This window comes from Cellvibrio sp. PSBB006 (genome assembly GCF_002162135.1).
Classification (GTDB): domain Bacteria; phylum Pseudomonadota; class Gammaproteobacteria; order Pseudomonadales; family Cellvibrionaceae; genus Cellvibrio.
This window is the reverse complement of the sequence record NZ_CP021382.1, coordinates 2,230,001-2,247,607: the sequence shown is the minus strand read 5'-3', so window position 1 is coordinate 2,247,607 and position 17,607 is coordinate 2,230,001. Positions and strand designations below refer to the sequence as shown.

Below are 17,607 nucleotides of genomic sequence, written 5' to 3'. Positions count from 1 at the left end.
AACGACAGGTTAAAGCATGAATAAATGTCAGAAAGGTTTTACGCTGATAGAGGTTATGATTGTTGTAGCGATCCTCGGTATCTTGGCTGGAATTGCATATCCTAGTTATATGGAATCAGTTAGAAAGAGTAACCGTTCCGATGCGAAAGTCACATTAAATGACATTGCGCAACGATTGCAGCGGTGTTACACGGCCTACAGCGAATATAACAATGCAAATTGTGGTGTGGCATCTGATTTGGATGACGAAGCTACTATTACTTCTCAGGAGGGTTTTTATACAATTTCCGGGAATATTACAGCGACTACATTTACTTTGAGGGCTGAGCCAGCCGGTGCCTCTCAGGCAAAAGATAAATGCGAAGCATTAATACTTACTCACACCGGAGCGAGAGACGCTGCTGGAGCGAGTGTAGATGAATGTTGGTAGTTTAATCCTCATCCAACCCCAACTTCTGCAACCGATACCGCAACGACCGAAAACTAATCCCTAGCTGCTTCGCAGCTAGGGTTTTATTCCATTTCACCTGTTCCAGCATGTTACACAAAATATCTTTCTCTACATCCTGTAAATAATCATCCAATGATGGGTACTCAGCGCAGCGGGCCGGGTAGTCGACGAGATTGCTGCTTGAGGGCTTATGGGATAAGGGATGTATCTTGAGTGATTGCTCGCCATGCAGCTGCAAGTCTTCCGCCTCAATAACATCGCTGTCGCTTAACGTGAATGCACGTTCCAGAATATTTTCCAATTCGCGTACATTGCCGGGGAATGCATAATCATTCAGCCGTTTTAACGCGTCGTTGGATAAACGGGGCGTTGGCAAATTGACGGCCTCAGCCAGCTTTTGCAGCAGGTGGTTAGCTAGTAAAGGAATATCCTGCCGGCGTTCACGAAGTGCGGGGACAGACAGTTGAATCACATTTAGGCGATAGAATAAGTCCTGGCGAAAGCGGCCATCCTGGACTTCCCTTTCAAGGCTCTTGTGTGTAGCGCAGAGTATGCGTACATCGGTTGCAATTTCTTCGGCGGAACCGACAGCGCGCACGGACTTTTCCTGGATAGCGCGCAGAAGTTTTACTTGCATGTCGAGTGGCAGATCGGCAACTTCATCGAAGAATAATGTACCGCCTTCGGCTGCTTGAAACAGGCCGGGTTTATCCTGATGTGCGCCGGTAAAACTGCCTTTCTTGTGACCAAAAAACTCACTCTCCATCAATTCGCGAGGAATCGCACCACAGTTGACTGCAATAAAGGGTTTGTGCGCGCGAGGGCCAAGTTCATGGATTGAGCGTGCCACTAATTCTTTGCCCGAGCCGGATTCACCGCTGATATATACTGGCGCCTGGGACCTGGCAAGCTTTTGGATGCTGCGAGTAAGGTCCTGAATAGCAGAAGATTGCCCGATAATTAAAGTATCGTTGGGCATCTTTGCTGGCGGTAATTGACTGGATTGAATCGCGGTGGAAACGAGTTTGCGAAGTGTGCTGAGGTTTACCGGCTTGGTTATAAAATCAAAGGCACCGGCCTTCATCGACTCAATAGCGGTATCCACACTGCCATGGGCGGTAATGACCGCAACCGGTAAGCGAGGGTGGTGTTGCTGAATAAATTCCACCAGTTCTAATCCGTTGCCATCGGGCAGGCGCATATCGGTCAAACAAAGATCATAGTGTTGCTGAGCGAGATGGTGCCGAGCCTCTTTAACGCTGGCGACACTATCGGTGTCGATTTGCATTCGGCCCAAGGTGATTTCCAGCAGTTCGCGAATGTCCGGTTCATCGTCAATAACCAGTGCGCGTTTGTTGCTCATAACAATACCATCGTGTAATACGTTTATCTTTGCCCTGAAAATTATAGAGCGCGTTCGTGGTGTGCAAGTTGAATATGAAAGCAGCTACTGCCGTCTTCTGTGCGACGGTAGTGTATAAAAGCCTGGTTTGCTTCGCAAAGCTCCTTACAAATAAACAGTCCCAGGCCTGAGCCGGTATTCTCTGTGGTAAAAAACGGTTCGAACAAATGTTTCAGGTTTTCCAACGCAATACCAGGGCCGCTGTCTATCACATTAATATAGGGGCGCTGTAATTTTTCATCGACACCAATTTCCAGTATGACGCTCGCTTTACCGCCAGCGATCTTGCTGTAACGTAAGCCGTTATCGCACAGGTTGGTAATGACCTGGTGTAGCTGGCCGGGATCAAATTGGCCAACAATATTGTGTTCCAGACAAATAACTTTGATATCGACAGGCTCTGCCCGGCTATTTTTATACTCCTCCATAAAGTGCTCGATCCAGGTATTCAATTGCACTTGCTGAGGTTGAGCCATGCGGCGGCGAGAGAGTTGTAAAACATTTTCGATAATTTGGTTTACCCGTTTGCAATGGTTGTCGATAATTTCTAATAGCCGTTGGTCATGGGGTGACAGTCCTTCAGACTCCCCTAATAGTTGGCTGGCATGACTGATGGCGCCCAATGGATTGCGGATTTCATGGGCTATACTCGCCGTCAAACGGCCGAGCGAAGCCAGTTTAAGTTGCTGTGCCTGTTGTGCAATGGCCCGGTTGTCTTCCACAAAAATCAAAGTATCCGTATTTTCATCGGATTCCAGCGGAGCAAAGTTAATCTTTACTTCATCGCTCAGTCCGTTATCAATCTTCAGAATGGGGGAGTACTGTTTTTTGGCCTGCTGCCACTGCGTTACCTTGTGATCCAGGGCGGGCACATCGCGTAAGGTCAGCCGTGATGTCTGTTCAGGCGGTAATCCCAACAGGTTGCGGGCAGAATTATTAAGCAGTTCTATACCACGATTTTTGTTGAATACCACTATGCCAGTGCGCATACGCTCGACGATCATCTGTGCCAGTTTCTGCAAATGTGCAACATGTTGTGCCTGTGCAATGGCTTCTTCATTACTACTGCGAATTTTGCGCGTGAGATATTGAAACGCAATGGCGATGATGAAGATCAACGCACCGAGCGACCCGGCAGAGAAAAACGCTTTATTGTCGAGCGATGAAGTGAAATACCGGTACGTGCTTTCCGAAATAACAGCGATACTGGCCAACGCTGCAAAGAATATAGCGATCTGCCCTCGCAACAACATCCCGCCCGCCGCGACAGCCACCAAAAGCAAATACCCGAGTCCGTTGAGAATTCCTCCACTGCTATACATCAGCAGGATAATGGCTACAAGATCGATAAATAATAGGCTGAATAGTTGTTTCTGCGATGGCAGAAATTTCACCCGCCAGAACATGATAAGGCTGATGAAGTTGATCAGGGTATAGCTGGCGGAGGTATAGAAAAAAATGTCCGGGTTATCATTCCCCAGAACATTCCGGGCGATATCGCCTTGAAACATTAACAACAGCACGGCGCCCAACAAGGTCCGATAGTAGGTGTAGACCCGCAACAAATCGTAAGGGTTATAGGTAGGCGAGTTAATGGCGAATACGTTCATCGAATGTCATCAGTCTTATGTTGGTATTTCTAATGGCTTTGGCTGCGCAAATCATTTTTGCCTAAATGGCAGGATTGTTCGACAATGCGCTTCCCTGCGTACTATACCCTTGTTACTGGTTCTGTATCAGTCGCGCCATTCATGTATTTGACGCCATCTGCTTTGATACCTTTGGGAGCCTTTATCTTATGCCACGCCTGACAATCACATTGGCCCAAATCAACACACTGGTGGGTGATATACCCGGTAATACCGAGCTGGTCATTGCCAGCGCGCGTCGGGCTATTGATGAACACAAAGCGGATGCCATCATTTTCCCGGAACTGACATTGACGGGGTATCCGCCGGAAGATCTGCTGTTGCGCCCAAGCCTGGCGCCGCGTATTGAGCGCGCGCTTGCCCATATTCAGGCGCAGAAGTTACCGATTGCCATTGTTCTTGGCTACCCGCGCGTAAAGGGCGGACGGGTTTTTAATATGGCAGGTGTGATTCAGGACGGTGAATGGCTCGCAGAGTACGTAAAGCAGTGCTTACCTAATTATCAGGTATTTGATGAAGAGCGCTATTTTGATGAAGGCAATCAACCGATCATTTTTCACCTTGGGCAGGTTCCTGTTGCACTGAGTGTCTGTGAGGATATCTGGCATCCCGAGCCAATGGCGCAAGCTAAAGCAGCGGGTGCAAGGCTTATGTTTAATCTCAATGCATCGCCTTACCATCAGGGTAAGCAACAGGAGCGAGAGCAATTGTTGGCCATTCGCGCCCGACAGGGTGATATGCCGATTCTCTACACCAATCTGGTCGGCGGTCAGGATGAACTTGTGTTTGATGGTGGCTCTGTGGCCGTGGATGCGCAAGGCCAGGTCTGTTTCCGCGCGCCGAATTTTGAGGAAAACCTGTTTGCACTAAGCCTGGATGTGATCGATACCACTACATCGATACCGCAGCAAACCCTGAGCCCCTTATTGAATCCATTGGCGTCGGTGTATCAGGCACTGGTGTTGGGCATGCGCGATTATGTGAATAAAAATCGCTTCAAGGGTGTGGTGCTGGGATTGTCCGGTGGGATTGATTCTGCGCTAACACTCGCTGTTGCGGTCGATGCCTTGGGTGCTGAGCGGGTCGAAGCCGTGATGATGCCATTTCGCTATACATCCGACCTCAGCAAAAATGATGCTGCGGAACAGGCGCGCCGGCTGGGCGTGCGTTATAGCTCCATCAGTATCGAGCCGATGTATGAAGCTTTTATGGCTGCCTTGAACGATGAGTTCGCTGGCACTTCCCGCGACACCACCGAAGAAAACCTTCAGGCCCGCTGTCGTGGTGTGTTGTTGATGGCTATCTCCAATAAAAAAGGTTATCTGGTCCTTACCACCGGTAATAAAAGTGAGATGGCTGTGGGTTACTCGACCTTGTACGGCGATATGGCGGGTGGTTTTGATGCCTTGAAAGATGTACCCAAAACGCTGGTGTTTGAATTGGCGCGTTACCGTAATACGCTCGGCGAAGTCATTCCGCCGAGCGTTATTAGTCGTCCACCATCGGCCGAGCTGGCGCCCGACCAGAAGGATGAGGACAGCTTACCGCCCTATGAAACACTCGATCAGATTCTGGCGTTGTATGTAGAGCAGGATTACAGCGCGGAAGCCATCATCAGTCGCGGATTTGACCGGGTTACGGTGGAACGGGTGGTGCGTCTGGTGGATATCAATGAATACAAGCGTCGTCAGGCACCTGTTGGTGTTCGTATTTCTCAGCGAGGTTTCGGGCGTGACCGCCGTTATCCCATTACCTCCGGTTGGAAGCCGGGCGAATAATCGCCTCTTGTAAACCACGCTTTAATGATGGGCGAAAAAAATCCGGGCAAGCCCGGATTTTTTATCAGCTGCGATCAGGTCGCGCTGGTTTTTGGTATTCGGGGTTATACAGTTCCCGTGTATCAAAGCCCGGTGGATCGCGCTTATCAAACAAGCCAAAGGTCAGGCGGCTAACCCAGGAACGTTCATCGCTGCCATACCGGAACCTGTCGTTAAACTGGCCGTTGCTGTCGAGTACGGGGTGATTCGGGTAATTGGTGCGCAGGATGGCGAGCATTTGTTCGGCTGCATCTTCCATCTTCAATTCTTTATAGCCTTGCACCATCACAGCCAGAGCATCGGGGATGGCCGGTGTACGGGGATAATTCTCCAGTACATAGCGACCCCGAGCTGTGGCGGCCAAGTAGGCGCCGCGCTTGAAGTAATAGTTGGCGACATGGATTTCATAACGAGCCAGCAGGTTGCGCAAGTACAGCATCCGCTTTTTGGCATCAGCAGCGTAAGCGCTATCGGGATAACGGTTCAACAATTGGGAAAAGTTAGCCAGGGATTCCCGCGCAGCACCGGGGTCGCGCATTGTCAGGTCGGTGGGTAGAACCCGCTCAAACATGCCCTTGTCTTTGGTGAAAGAGCTTAGCCCCATCATGTAATAAGCGTAATCGACGTTGCGGTGCTGGGGATGCAAGCGGATAAAACGATTAGCCGTGGCGATGGCTGCATCCGGGTCGTTGGACATATAGTAGGCGTAGATCAACTCCAACTGCGCTTGCTCTGCATAGGTACCGAAGGGAAAGTTTTCTTCCAGCGTCTGCAGGTTTTTAATGGCAGTTTCCCACTGGCTGCGATTCAACTGGGTTGTCGCTGCGTTGTAGAGGTCTGCCTCCGTGGTGTACTCGGGCTCTTTCGGGGTGCTGGAGCAGGCTGTCAGCAGGATCAGGGCGCTGAGTAGCAGGAAGTGCATAACACGCATAGTGGTTTAAACTCGCATCTCGTTTCAGGAAAAAGGCCGCAGTCAGGCTGGCGGCGGGTATTTAAACACAGAGCTTGCCGATACCAAAGTGGCAATCACTGTTCTGTGCTGCCTGCCTTGCTGATGCCCGGCGATGGTTTTTATTCCGGCCCCAGCTTTTGGATCGCTCATGGTGTAAGCTGGGCGACTTTTTTGAGTCAGAGGTTTTGCTACGCAATGAAAGAAGTGCTTGAACATAGCGCCCAGGTACCGCTCAACATGGGCGGCATGCGGTTCGACCAAGTGGCCTCGGAGTTGTTCCCCGATTTCTCCCGCTCGCGCCTGCAATCCTGGATTCGTGATGGTCAGTTGACCCTGGATGGGCGGGTTGCCAAACCCAAGGACAAACTGATCGGCGGCGAGCATCTGGCGTTGCGGGCCGAGTTGGAAGCCCAGGGCACCTGGGAGCCGGAAGCTATCGATCTCGATATTGTTTACGAAGACGATCACCTGATGGTGATCAACAAGCCGGCTGGTTTGGTAGTGCATCCCGCAGCCGGTAATCAAACAGGCACTCTGCTGAATGCGCTGCTGAATCATTGTCCGGACCTTATTAATGTGCCGCGTGCTGGTATTGTTCATCGCCTGGATAAAGAAACCACCGGTCTTATGGTCGTTGCCAAAACCCTGCAAGCCCACGCGGATCTTGTTGAGCAACTGGCAGATCGAACCGTCAGTCGGGAATATGAAGCGGTTGCCGTCGGTGCGATGACTGGCGGCGGTACGGTAGACGCGCCCATAGGACGCCACCCCACGCAGCGCAAACTGATGGCGGTGTTGAGCCACGGCGGTAAGCGAGCAGTTACTCACTATCGGGTATTGACCCGTTTTCCCCACCACACCCATATTCGGGTTCGCTTGGAAACTGGCCGCACCCACCAGATTCGCGTCCATATGGCGCACATCCAGTTTCCACTCGTCGGTGATGCTACTTATGGCCGACGGTTCAAAATTCCCAAAGGCGCCGATGATCACCTGATCAGTGTGCTCAAGCATTTCCCCCGCCAGGCATTGCATGCAGCGACCCTCGGGCTGGAGCATCCCGCCACGGGCGACTATTGCGAATGGTCCAGCCCCTTGCCGGAGGATTTCCAGCAACTACTGGACGCACTTAAACATGGCTATAGCAATGAAAACTAAGGCGGCCTAATGATTCCCGGCAAAAGCACTATGTCGCTGGACTGGCCTTTGCCACCAACCGTGCGAGCCTGTATCACCACGCGTCAGGGCGGAATCAGTCAACCGCCTTTTGATCACAATAATCTGGCGCTTCATGTGGGCGATGACCCTACGAGGGTAGCCGCCAATCGCCAACAGCTGTGCGAATCCCTCGAACTGGGCAAAACACCCCAATGGCTGGAGCAGGTTCACGGTGTGAAGGTAGCCATGGCCAAAGCGGATGGCCAGGTTAAAACAGCGGACGCCTGCTATACCACAGAGCCGGGATTAGCTTGCGTGGTTATGACTGCTGATTGTCTACCCCTTCTGGTATGTGACCGAGAGGGCACTCAGGTCGCTGCTATTCATGCCGGATGGCGCAGTCTTGCCAAAGGCATCATTGCTCGCACCCTACAAAAATTCTCTGGCCCAGGCTCGCACCTGCTCGCCTATTTAGGGCCGGCTATTTCCCAGCCGCATTTTGAAGTGGGTATTGAAGTACTCGAAGCATTCTTCAAAATGGCCCGCCATTCACAGCAGAGCGATGAAATCGCCCAGGCTTTCAAGCCCGGTCAGCGCCCGTTACATTTTTATGCGGATATCTATGCATTGGCCCGCGCGGAATTGAAAGCGCTGGGAGTGAAGGCTATCTACGGTGGCGACTTTTGCACCTATGCCGATAGCGACCGTTTTTTACTCCTATCGTCGCGATAAAACGACAGGTCGTATGGCCAGTCTTATTTGGTTAACTGATCACTAGTCCGATTTCATTGCTCATTGCTTTTCTATTTGATGTGTCGCAAAGACGCTGCAACTGCCGCCATTCATGATACCCCTTGCTTGATTTCATCAGCTGCGTCCCCATTTTGAAGTCATTCTGTCCTGACTTATTCATTCGAGGTAAGCATGCGTATCGATCGCTTAACCAACCAGTTACAAACGGCCTTGTCAGATGCACAATCGCTGGCTATTGGGCGCGACCACAGTCAACTGGAACCGCTTCATCTACTCCAGGCAATGTTGGATCAGCAAGGTGCGGGAACCGTGCGCCTCCTGCTTAGTCAGGCAGGCTTTGATGTAGCAGGTCTGCGTAATGCCTTGCTTAAAACCTTGGAACAATTACCACGCATCAAAAATCCGACCGGGGACGTCAACATGTCCCAGGAAATGGTTCGCCTGTTAAATCTGGCGGATCGTCGCGCGCAAAAAGCGGGTGATAAATTCATCTCCAGTGAGGCAGTATTGCTGGCCGCTATGGATGATAGTGAGAGTAAGGCTGGCAAGCTCCTGAAGGAGTTTGGTAATGCGCAGCGGCTTGAACAAGCCGTTGCCAAGGTGCGTGGCGGAGAAACCGTGGATGATCCGGAATCCGAAGGTAATCGTCAGGCACTGGAAAAGTACACGGTAGATTTAACTGCACGGGCAGAGGCAGGAAAACTGGACCCGGTTATCGGGCGTGATGACGAAATTCGCCGCACCATTCAAGTATTGCAACGCCGCAGCAAGAATAATCCCGTCCTTATCGGTGAACCGGGCGTGGGTAAAACCGCAATTGTGGAAGGCTTGGCCCAACGCATTATTAATGGCGAAGTACCGGAAGGTTTGAAAAACAAACGTTTGTTGTCCCTGGATTTGGGTGGTCTGTTGGCTGGCGCGAAGTTCCGCGGCGAATTTGAAGAGCGGCTCAAATCAGTCATCAACGAACTCAGCAAACAGGAAGGGCGCGTTATCCTGTTTATTGATGAATTACACACAATGGTGGGTGCAGGTAAAGCGGAAGGTGCGATGGATGCGGGCAATATGCTAAAGCCGGCGTTAGCGCGCGGGGAGTTGCATTGTGTCGGAGCGACCACCCTGGATGAATACCGTAAATTTATTGAGAAAGATGCAGCACTTGAGCGACGGTTCCAAAAAGTGTTAGTGGATGAGCCGAACGAGTCCGACACCATTGCTATCTTGCGCGGTTTGAAAGAGCGTTATGAAGTTCACCACGGTGTCGATATTACCGATTCTGCCATTATCGCCGCGGCCAAGCTGTCACAGCGTTACATTACTGATCGTCAGTTACCGGACAAAGCTATCGATTTAATTGACGAAGCGGCCAGCCGTATTCGTATGGAGATCGACTCCAAACCGGAAGAGTTGGATCGTCTTGAGCGCCGTTTGATTCAATTAAAAATTGAACGCGAAGCGGTAAAAAAAGATGAAGACGAAGCGAGTAAAAAACGCCTCGAAAAGATTGATCAGGATATTGCGAAGTACGAGCACGAATATGCGCATCTTGAAGAAATCTGGCGCACTGAAAAAGCCGCCCTGCAAGGCTCTCACGAAATCAAAAGTCATTTGGAGCAGGCGCGTCTGGATCTGGAGTCGGCACGGCGCGCAGGTGATCTTGCACGCATGTCGGAATTGCAATATGGGATTATTCCGCAGCTGGAAAAACAGTTGGACATGGCCAGTCAGGCTGAAATGATGGAGATGAAGTTGCTGCGCAATAAAGTTACTGAAGAAGAAATTGCTGAAGTCGTGTCGAAATGGACGGGTATTCCGGTCTCCAAGATGCTTGAAGGGGAGCGTGAGAAATTACTGCGCATGGAGGAAGCCTTGCACAAGCGCGTTATCGGTCAACACGAAGCTGTGGTGGCTGTAGCAAACGCGGTGCGTCGTTCGCGCGCTGGACTCTCTGACGCCAATCGTCCTAATGGTTCTTTTTTATTTCTCGGACCAACCGGCGTCGGTAAAACTGAGCTGTGTAAATCCCTGGCAGAATTTTTATTTGATACCTCTGATGCCATGGTGCGCATCGATATGTCGGAGTTTATGGAAAAGCATTCCGTCGCGCGCCTGATCGGTGCGCCTCCCGGTTACGTGGGTTACGAAGAGGGCGGCTATCTCACGGAAGCGGTGCGACGTAAACCTTACTCGGTGTTATTGCTGGACGAAGTGGAAAAGGCGCACCCGGATGTTTTCAATATCCTGCTGCAGGTATTGGAAGATGGGCGTTTGACCGATGGACAAGGCAGGACGGTGGATTTTCGTAATACCGTTATCGTCATGACCTCCAATTTGGGCTCTGATCGTATTCAGGAATTAGCGGAAGACAAATCCTTCGACACCGTAAGCTTTGAAGGCTTAGTCAATGACGATGCCAATAACTCCATCAACAATGAAAATCGTTACAACGCCATGAAGGATGCGGTGATGGAGGTTGTTACCGGGCATTTCCGGCCGGAATTTATTAACCGTATTGACGAGGTGGTTGTCTTTCACCCCTTGGGTCGTGACCAGATCCGTGGCATCGCTGATATCCAGCTGGACTTGTTGCGCAAGCGTTTGGTTGAGCGCGACCTGAGCCTGGATTTGGATGATGAGGTCATGGACAAACTGGCGAAGGCCGGCTTCGATCCGGTCTATGGCGCTCGTCCGCTAAAGCGGGCAATTCAGCAACAGATTGAAAACCCACTGGCCCAAGAAATCCTCGCTGGAAAATTCATGCCGGGCGATACAATCTTTGTCGGGTTGAAGGGCGACAAGCTGGTTTTCTCTCGCAGCAAGGCGGAATTGCTAGGTGAAAAGCGGATGCACTAACAATAAAAAGGCCATCGCGTGATGGCCTTTTTTGTTTCTGCGCGTTGGTCTTTAGCAGCTTTCATCAATCGCTTGTTGAGTTGACTGGATACGCTCCTGCTGTTCCTCTGGTGTCAGGAAATGAAAGGAACCATCTTCGCCTTTTACCTTCACTCGTCCGAAATTTCGCAAGGTCTCCATATTTTTGCGTGCCGCTGCGCAACGGGTGGGGTCTTTTAATGCTTGGGCCATTGCCTCATCTGCCTGCTGTTGTCCAGCAGCAGCGCCATCATCACCTGCCGGTGCGGCTGATTCATAATTGACCGGTTCGCTGTGGCCGGTCTTGGGCTTAATGACTTCGGTTTGTGTATTTTTAGGCGGATGTTCGCTGAAGTGCGTTACTCCATCCGCATCGACCCACTTATACACCTTGGCGGCGAAGGATTGGCTTGCCAGTGTGAGACCGGCCATACAAAGAGCGAGGACAAACAAACGTTTCATGGATAAGACTCATTGTTTTACGGGGAATGCATCAACTATAGCTGCTAATACCCAAAGAGCGGAACAGGAAAGCTGCAAACTGTGACAGTTTGCCCGTCAATTATCGTCGGCGAGAGCAACCTATTCAGGATTATCTGGGCAAATCTCGGCATCTTCCCTTGACTTTAGCGACTATCTTGCCAAAATTGCCAGTTCGCAAGATGGCTTGTAGATCCAGTCGATAACCTCGGCACCACAGTCTGCTTCCGGTAAGTCACCCGCTTATCGAACCATTCGCAATCGCGAAGGCGCGTCCACCGACGACGTCTGCCCTGCTGGCCACCGCAATCGCTACCCGCGCGGGGGCAGGGGAATCTGGTTAATCACACTGTCGATGATGCACAGGGCGACTCCCTTTTGGGGTAAAGTCGGGCCTGTGCGTTGCCATTTCTGTTATCGCGCAATCATTACTCTTGTAGCTTGCGCAATTTATGTTTTTAAAGGGGAATCAAAGTGGAAATGCTCTCAGGCGGAGATATGTTAATCCGCGCGTTGCGAGATGAAGGTGTTGAATACATCTTCGGCTACCCGGGCGGTGCTGCATTGCATATCTACGACGCTATTTTCAGGCAGCAAGATGTCAAGCACATACTGGTGCGCCACGAACAGGCCGCCACCCATATGGCGGATGCGTATTCACGCTCTACCGGCCGAGTGGGCACCGTGCTGGTGACATCTGGTCCCGGCGCGACCAATGCCATCACCGGTATTGCCACAGCTTATATGGATTCTATTCCGATGGTTGTGATCTCCGGTCAGGTGCAGAGCCACCTGATTGGTGAGGATGCGTTTCAGGAAACCGATATGGTCGGTATCTCTCGCCCGATCGTGAAGCACAGCTTTATGGTTAAACACGCCAGCGAAATCCCGGAGATCGTCAAGAAAGCCTACTTTATTGCGGCGACTGGTCGGCCCGGCCCGGTGGTAATTGATGTGCCCAAGGATATTACTCATCCGGCACAGACCTTTCCCTATGAATATCCGGATAAGGTCAAGATCCGCTCTTATACACCGGCTACACGTGGTCACTCCGGCCAGATTAAAAAGGCTGTGCAGTTATTGCTGGGTGCTAAACGGCCGGTCATTTATACCGGCGGCGGTGTGGTTCAGGGTAATGCCTCCGAATTGTTGACCCAATTGGTTCAACTGCTCGATTTTCCGTGTACCAATACCTTGATGGGCTTGGGTGCTTATCCGGCGACGGACAAACGCTTTCTTGGCATGTTGGGCATGCACGGGACTTTTGAAGCTAATACGGCCATGCACCACAGCGATGTGATCCTGGCTATCGGGGCGCGCTTTGATGATCGCGTGACTAACACGGTGAGCAAATTCTGCCCTAACGCCAAGATTATTCACGTGGATATTGATCCAGCATCTATCTCTAAAACGGTTGTCGCCGATGTGCCGATTGTCGGCGCCGTAGATAGCGTGCTGAGTGAGATGCTGGCATTGATCCAGGAGACTGATGAGCGTCCGGATGCCGAAGCGATTGCTGCCTGGTGGAAGCAGATTAATGAGTGGCGTGAGCGTCATGGCATCTATGCCAAGCCGCGTTATGACACCACCAGCAATGTGATCAAACCGCAAGATGTGATTAAGGCTATCTGGGAAGTCACCAACGGCGATGCTTTTGTTACCTCGGATGTAGGCCAACACCAGATGTTTGCGGCGCAGTACTACAAGTTTGACAAGCCGCGCCGCTGGATCAACTCCGGTGGTCTGGGCACCATGGGCTTTGGTTTGCCTGCTGCCATGGGGGTGCAGATCGCCCATCGTGATGCGACCGTGGTTTGCGTCACTGGAGAAGGCAGTATCCAGATGTGTATCCAGGAGCTTTCAACTTGTACCCAATATCATCTGCCGGTCAAGGTTATCTGTTTGAACAACCAGGCGCTGGGTATGGTCCGTCAATGGCAGGATATGCAGTACTCCAGCCGTTATGCAGAAAGTTTGTATGAGGATTCGTTGCCAGACTTTATCAAACTGGCTGAAGCCTACGGCCATGTCGGTATGCGAGTAACCAAAAAGGAAGAGCTCAAGGCGAAGTTGGAAGAATGTTTTGCATTGAAAGATCGCGTGGTGTTTATGGACATTATGGTTGATCAATCTGAACACGTTTATCCCATGCATGTTGCACCGAACGGTTCAATGCGTGACATGTACCTGAGCAAGACGGAGCGTACCTGATATGAGACGTATTATTTCTGTATTAATGGAAAATGCTCCCGGTGCCTTGTCTCGCGTTGTGGGTTTATTTTCCCAGCGTGGCTACAACATTGAGAGTCTGACCGTGGCGCCGACGGAAGATCCGACGCTGTCGCGGTTGACACTGACGACCTTGGGCGATGACCACAAGATCGAACAGATCACCAAGCATCTCAATAAATTGATTGATGTCGTGAAATTGGTCGACTTGACGGAAGGTGCTCATATCGAGCGTGAATTGATGTTGGTAAAAGTCAAAGCGGCTGGCGCGCAACGTGCTGAGGTAAAACGTTGTGTTGATATTTTTCGCGGCCAGATTGTGGATGTAACGAGTTCGCTTTACATCATCCAGATCACGGGTGCTAGCGATAAACTGGATGCTTTTTTACAAGCCGTCGGTGATGCAGCCATTCTTGAAGTGGTGCGTACTGGGGTTAGCGGAATATCCCGTGGTGAAAAAGTATTGAGTTTGTAAATTCACGCAGCTATGTAAAAGCCGATCAGTTAATGCTGGTCGGCTTTTTTATTCTTTGGGAGTCAAATCCTCGATGGGTAGTTGTTGCCAAAAAGCGCTGATGATCGGACTCTTGAGGCGCTTTTCCATCACGCAGATACCCAGGTCATAAGGCCCCAGATCCGGTTGATGGTGCAGAGGTTGCACTCGATCCGCCAACGGGCTGTTATCCAGCACAATCTTCGGCAATACCCCCACACCAAATCCCAGGCTAACCATGCTGACAATGGCTTCATTCCCTTTCACTTCTGCATAGATGTTGGGGCGGATCTGTTGTTCGGCAAACCATGAATCAAGGCGCTCGCGAGCAAGGCCTTCTTCGGAGATGATCATTGGAATCCTCTGCCAAAAATGCTGGGCGGAGGCGGCGGGTGGCTGCCAGGTTTCATCATCGCGCGGCGCAATAAAAATGAGGGGAGAGCGCGCGATCAATTTAAAGCTGATACCGGCCGGCAGTTTTTCCGGCTTGGCGGCAATCGCAATATCCTCATTGCCCGCCAATACCCGCTCGATGGATTGGGCCGGATCGCCAGTATGTAATTTAATGGCGATGCCCGGATGGCTTACACGGAACTCGGTCAGAATGTCGAATAAGAAGCTGTAACTGGCGGTGACGGAGCAATAAATGCTTAATTGCCCGCGCAATTGATCCGCATGGGCCAGCAGTGATTCCTGGTAAGTGTCCCATTGCTGTAAAACCTCCCGCGCGAAAAACAGAAAGCTTTGCCCTTCATGGGTTAAGACGACTGAGCGATTGTCGCGCTCAAACAGGCTTGTCCCTAAATCCTCCTCCAATTGTTTAATACTCCGACTGACCGTCGAAGGGCTGACATGGCATGCTGCCGCCGCCCGGCCGAAGTGGAGGGTATTGGCGAGGGTGCAAAAGAGCTTGAGTTTGGTGATATCCATAGTATTGCAGCTATTGCATCATTAGGTTGCGAATATATCATTTTACGCCATAAGAGAAATTTTCTACACTAGCGGCCTTTTTAGCGCTACGACATCTTTGGATGAGCGTGGCAATCTCAGGTGCTAATGTCATTCAGGAGTCAGTCATGCACGTTTATTACGATAAAGATTGTGATCTTTCTATCATTCAATCCAAAAAAGTAGCCATTATCGGTTACGGTTCGCAAGGACATGCACACGCATGCAACCTGAAAGATTCAGGCGTTGACGTGGTCGTTGGTTTGCGTCCAGGCTCTGCAACGGTCAAGAAAGCAGAAGCGCATGGTTTGAAGGTTACTGACGTGCCATCTGCTGTGGCATCAGCAGATCTGGTTATGATTCTGACTCCGGATGAATTCCAGTCTCGTTTGTATAAAGAAGAAATTGAGCCAAACATTAAAAAAGGCGCTGCCCTGGCTTTTGCTCATGGTTTCGCCATTCACTACAACCAGGTTGTACCTCGTGAAGATCTGGATGTGATCATGGTTGCTCCTAAGGCACCGGGTCACACCGTGCGGTCTGAGTTTGTTAAAGGCGGCGGTATTCCTGATTTGATTGCGATATACCAGGATGCTTCCGGCAAGGCTAAAGACCTGGCGTTGTCCTACGCGTCAGGTGTTGGCGGTGGACGCACGGGGATTATTGAAACAACGTTCAAAGACGAAACGGAAACCGATCTGTTCGGCGAGCAAGCTGTGCTTTGTGGCGGTTGTGTTGAGTTGGTCAAGGCTGGTTTTGAAACGCTTGTTGAAGCGGGTTATGAACCGGAAATGGCCTACTTCGAGTGTTTGCATGAGCTTAAGTTGATTGTGGACTTGATGTATGAGGGTGGTATCGCCAACATGAACTACTCTATCTCCAACAATGCTGAATACGGCGAGTACGTGACTGGCCCGCGTGTTATCAATGATGAATCGCGTAAAGCCATGCGGCAGGCGTTGAAAGATATTCAGGATGGTGAGTACGCCAAGAAATTTATCATGGAAGGTGCGACCAACTACTCCTCAATGACGGCATATCGTCGCAATAATGCGGCGCACCCGATTGAGCAAGTAGGTGCCAAACTGCGCGCCATGATGCCCTGGATTCAGGCCAATAAGATTATCGACAAAACCAAGAATTGATTCTGCGGTCATAATCGGTGTCCAATAAAAAACGCGGCTATAGCCGCGTTTTTTATTGGATGCGTGAGTGCATCACGTGTGTACAATGTCGCTCTTGCAAAATAAGAGGTTAAGTATGACAAGCCAAGAGACAGAGCAAACAAAGACTCAGGAACCGAGTGAGGACGACAGCTTATTACCATTTGATGAGCATGTTGAGGAAGTGTCGGAGAATGGGCAAAAAGTTCGGCATCGCGGCGTATACCTGCTGCCCAACCTGTTTACAACCGCCGCACTATTTGCCGGCTTTTACGCCATCATCGCGGCTATGCACGGCAATTTCGACAGCGCGGCCATCGCAATCTTCATCGCCATGGTGTTCGATGGTATGGATGGGCGGGTTGCGCGTCTGACGAATACCTCCAGTGCATTTGGTGAGCAGTACGATAGTTTGTCGGATATGGTCTCCTTCGGTCTGGCCCCGGCTTTGGTTATGTTTAGCTGGTCGCTTCACGATTTAGGCAAGCTTGGCTGGGCTGCCGCATTCATTTATGCGGCTTGTGCTGCTTTGCGCTTGGCTCGGTTCAATACGCAGATTGGTACTGTGGATAAAAAACATTTTGTCGGCCTTGCTAGCCCGGCTGCTGCAGCGATCATCGCCAGTATTGTTTGGACATGGCACAACAGTGACATGGGTGAGTTAGCGGCAATACCGGCCGCATTGATCACGGCCCTAACGGGGCTGCTGATGGTGTCCAACTTCCGCTACAGCAGCTTTAAAAATATTGATTTTCGCGGTCGAGTACCGTTTGTTGTGATGCTTCTGATTGTTTTTGTGTTTGCTGTCTTGCTTATTGATCAAGCGAGCGTCCTGCTCACTATGTCAATTATTTATGGTTTGTCAGCTCCGGTTTTGTGGCTATGGCGGAAGCGCAGTTTGATTTTTAATCGCCGGAAAACTGAAGGCGGAGAATAAACTGTTGGATAAATATGCAAAATGCTTGGTCGTTGAGCGGTTTTGAATATTAAACGTTCGCTGTAAAAAATAATTGCAAAAAGGAGTTGCGCGGAGAGCGAAAGCGGGTATTATGCGCGCCTCTCCAGACGGGGAGCGGTTGAGAAAGGATGTGTTGACCGGCTTGTAAAACCTGAGTGAAATGAAGTGTTTACAAGCGAAAGCGAATGTGTATAATGCGCGCCTCCTCGGAGAGAGGGGAAGGGAAATGGAGCGGACCGCTGAGGCGGAAAGCGACGTGACCCGGCAGCAAAAAAAGTTAAAA

15 protein-coding genes are annotated in these 17,607 nt (G+C 50.8%); 10 read left to right on the top strand and 5 right to left on the bottom strand.

All coding sequences use genetic code 11. The features are described 5' to 3' along the window. Nucleotides 1-16 precede the first annotated feature (16 nt). Nucleotides 17-430 carry a type IV pilin protein gene (locus CBR65_RS09335; RefSeq protein WP_087466597.1) on the top strand — a complete coding sequence of 138 codons (414 nt, stop codon included), beginning with the start codon at nucleotides 17-19 and terminating at the stop codon, nucleotides 428-430. 1 nt (nucleotide 431) lies between these two features. Here the strand turns inward: CBR65_RS09335 and CBR65_RS09330 are convergent, their stop codons facing one another. Next, on the bottom strand, nucleotides 432-1,814 hold the full coding sequence (locus tag CBR65_RS09330; RefSeq protein ID WP_087466596.1) for a sigma-54 dependent transcriptional regulator: 1,383 nt from the start codon (nucleotides 1,812-1,814) through the stop codon (nucleotides 432-434). A 41-nt stretch (nucleotides 1,815-1,855) separates the two neighbouring features. Continuing rightward, entirely contained in the window at nucleotides 1,856-3,463 is a 1,608-nt protein-coding gene (locus tag CBR65_RS09325; protein ID WP_087466595.1) for a PAS domain-containing sensor histidine kinase, read from the bottom strand. Between the two features lie 188 nt (nucleotides 3,464-3,651). On the opposite strand from CBR65_RS09325, the gene CBR65_RS09320 reads away from it, so the two are divergent. Then, nucleotides 3,652-5,280: an NAD+ synthase gene (locus CBR65_RS09320; RefSeq protein ID WP_087468997.1), complete on the top strand. Its 1,629-nt coding sequence runs from the start codon at nucleotides 3,652-3,654 to the stop codon at nucleotides 5,278-5,280. Nucleotides 5,281-5,344: 64 nt separating this feature from the next. Here the strand turns inward: CBR65_RS09320 and CBR65_RS09315 are convergent, their stop codons facing one another. Then, complete coding sequence (locus CBR65_RS09315; RefSeq protein ID WP_087466594.1) at nucleotides 5,345-6,250, bottom strand: outer membrane protein assembly factor BamD; 906 nt, start codon at nucleotides 6,248-6,250, stop codon at nucleotides 5,345-5,347. A 216-nt stretch (nucleotides 6,251-6,466) separates the two neighbouring features. Here CBR65_RS09315 and rluD point away from each other — a divergent pair, with 216 nt between their 5' ends. The 4 genes from rluD (at nucleotide 6,467) to clpB (ending at nucleotide 11,035) form a co-directional block, all read left to right on the top strand. Then, nucleotides 6,467-7,429 (top strand): 23S rRNA pseudouridine(1911/1915/1917) synthase RluD, encoded by a 963-nt coding sequence (rluD, locus tag CBR65_RS09310; protein WP_087468996.1) that lies wholly within the window; start codon nucleotides 6,467-6,469, stop codon nucleotides 7,427-7,429. A 9-nt stretch (nucleotides 7,430-7,438) separates the two neighbouring features. Next, nucleotides 7,439-8,161: a peptidoglycan editing factor PgeF gene (gene pgeF, locus CBR65_RS09305; RefSeq protein ID WP_369825654.1), complete on the top strand. Its 723-nt coding sequence runs from the start codon at nucleotides 7,439-7,441 to the stop codon at nucleotides 8,159-8,161. Continuing rightward, a complete protein-coding gene (locus CBR65_RS22700) occupies nucleotides 8,121-8,207 on the top strand; it encodes a laccase domain-containing protein (RefSeq protein ID WP_369825662.1) in 87 nt (28 codons plus the stop codon). Before pgeF ends, CBR65_RS22700 begins: the two co-directional genes overlap by 41 nt. A gap of 146 nt (nucleotides 8,208-8,353) precedes the next feature. Continuing rightward, nucleotides 8,354-11,035, top strand: a complete 2,682-nt coding sequence (gene clpB / locus CBR65_RS09300) for an ATP-dependent chaperone ClpB (protein WP_087466593.1) — start codon at nucleotides 8,354-8,356, stop codon at nucleotides 11,033-11,035. 51 nt (nucleotides 11,036-11,086) lie between these two features. On the opposite strand, the gene CBR65_RS09295 is transcribed toward clpB, so the two are convergent. Further along, nucleotides 11,087-11,515: a DUF4124 domain-containing protein gene (locus CBR65_RS09295; protein ID WP_087466592.1), complete on the bottom strand. Its 429-nt coding sequence runs from the start codon at nucleotides 11,513-11,515 to the stop codon at nucleotides 11,087-11,089. A 492-nt stretch (nucleotides 11,516-12,007) separates the two neighbouring features. Between CBR65_RS09295 and CBR65_RS09290 the strand changes: the two genes are divergently transcribed. Both CBR65_RS09290 and ilvN read left to right on the top strand, forming a co-directional pair. After that, nucleotides 12,008-13,744, top strand: coding sequence for an acetolactate synthase 3 large subunit (locus CBR65_RS09290; protein ID WP_087466591.1), 1,737 nt, complete (start codon nucleotides 12,008-12,010; stop codon nucleotides 13,742-13,744). 1 nt (nucleotide 13,745) lies between these two features. Beyond that, nucleotides 13,746-14,237: an acetolactate synthase small subunit gene (gene ilvN / locus CBR65_RS09285; protein WP_087466590.1), complete on the top strand. Its 492-nt coding sequence runs from the start codon at nucleotides 13,746-13,748 to the stop codon at nucleotides 14,235-14,237. A gap of 48 nt (nucleotides 14,238-14,285) precedes the next feature. Here ilvN and ilvY read toward each other — a convergent pair whose 3' ends face one another. After that, entirely contained in the window at nucleotides 14,286-15,185 is a 900-nt protein-coding gene (gene ilvY / locus CBR65_RS09280) for an HTH-type transcriptional activator IlvY (RefSeq protein WP_087466589.1), read from the bottom strand. A 146-nt stretch (nucleotides 15,186-15,331) separates the two neighbouring features. Between ilvY and ilvC the strand changes: the two genes are divergently transcribed. Further along, nucleotides 15,332-16,348 carry a ketol-acid reductoisomerase gene (gene ilvC, locus CBR65_RS09275; RefSeq protein ID WP_087466588.1) on the top strand — a complete coding sequence of 339 codons (1,017 nt, stop codon included), beginning with the start codon at nucleotides 15,332-15,334 and terminating at the stop codon, nucleotides 16,346-16,348. A gap of 115 nt (nucleotides 16,349-16,463) precedes the next feature. Then, nucleotides 16,464-17,303, top strand: coding sequence for a CDP-diacylglycerol--serine O-phosphatidyltransferase (pssA, locus tag CBR65_RS09270; protein ID WP_087466587.1), 840 nt, complete (start codon nucleotides 16,464-16,466; stop codon nucleotides 17,301-17,303). Nucleotides 17,304-17,607: the final 304 nt, after the last annotated feature.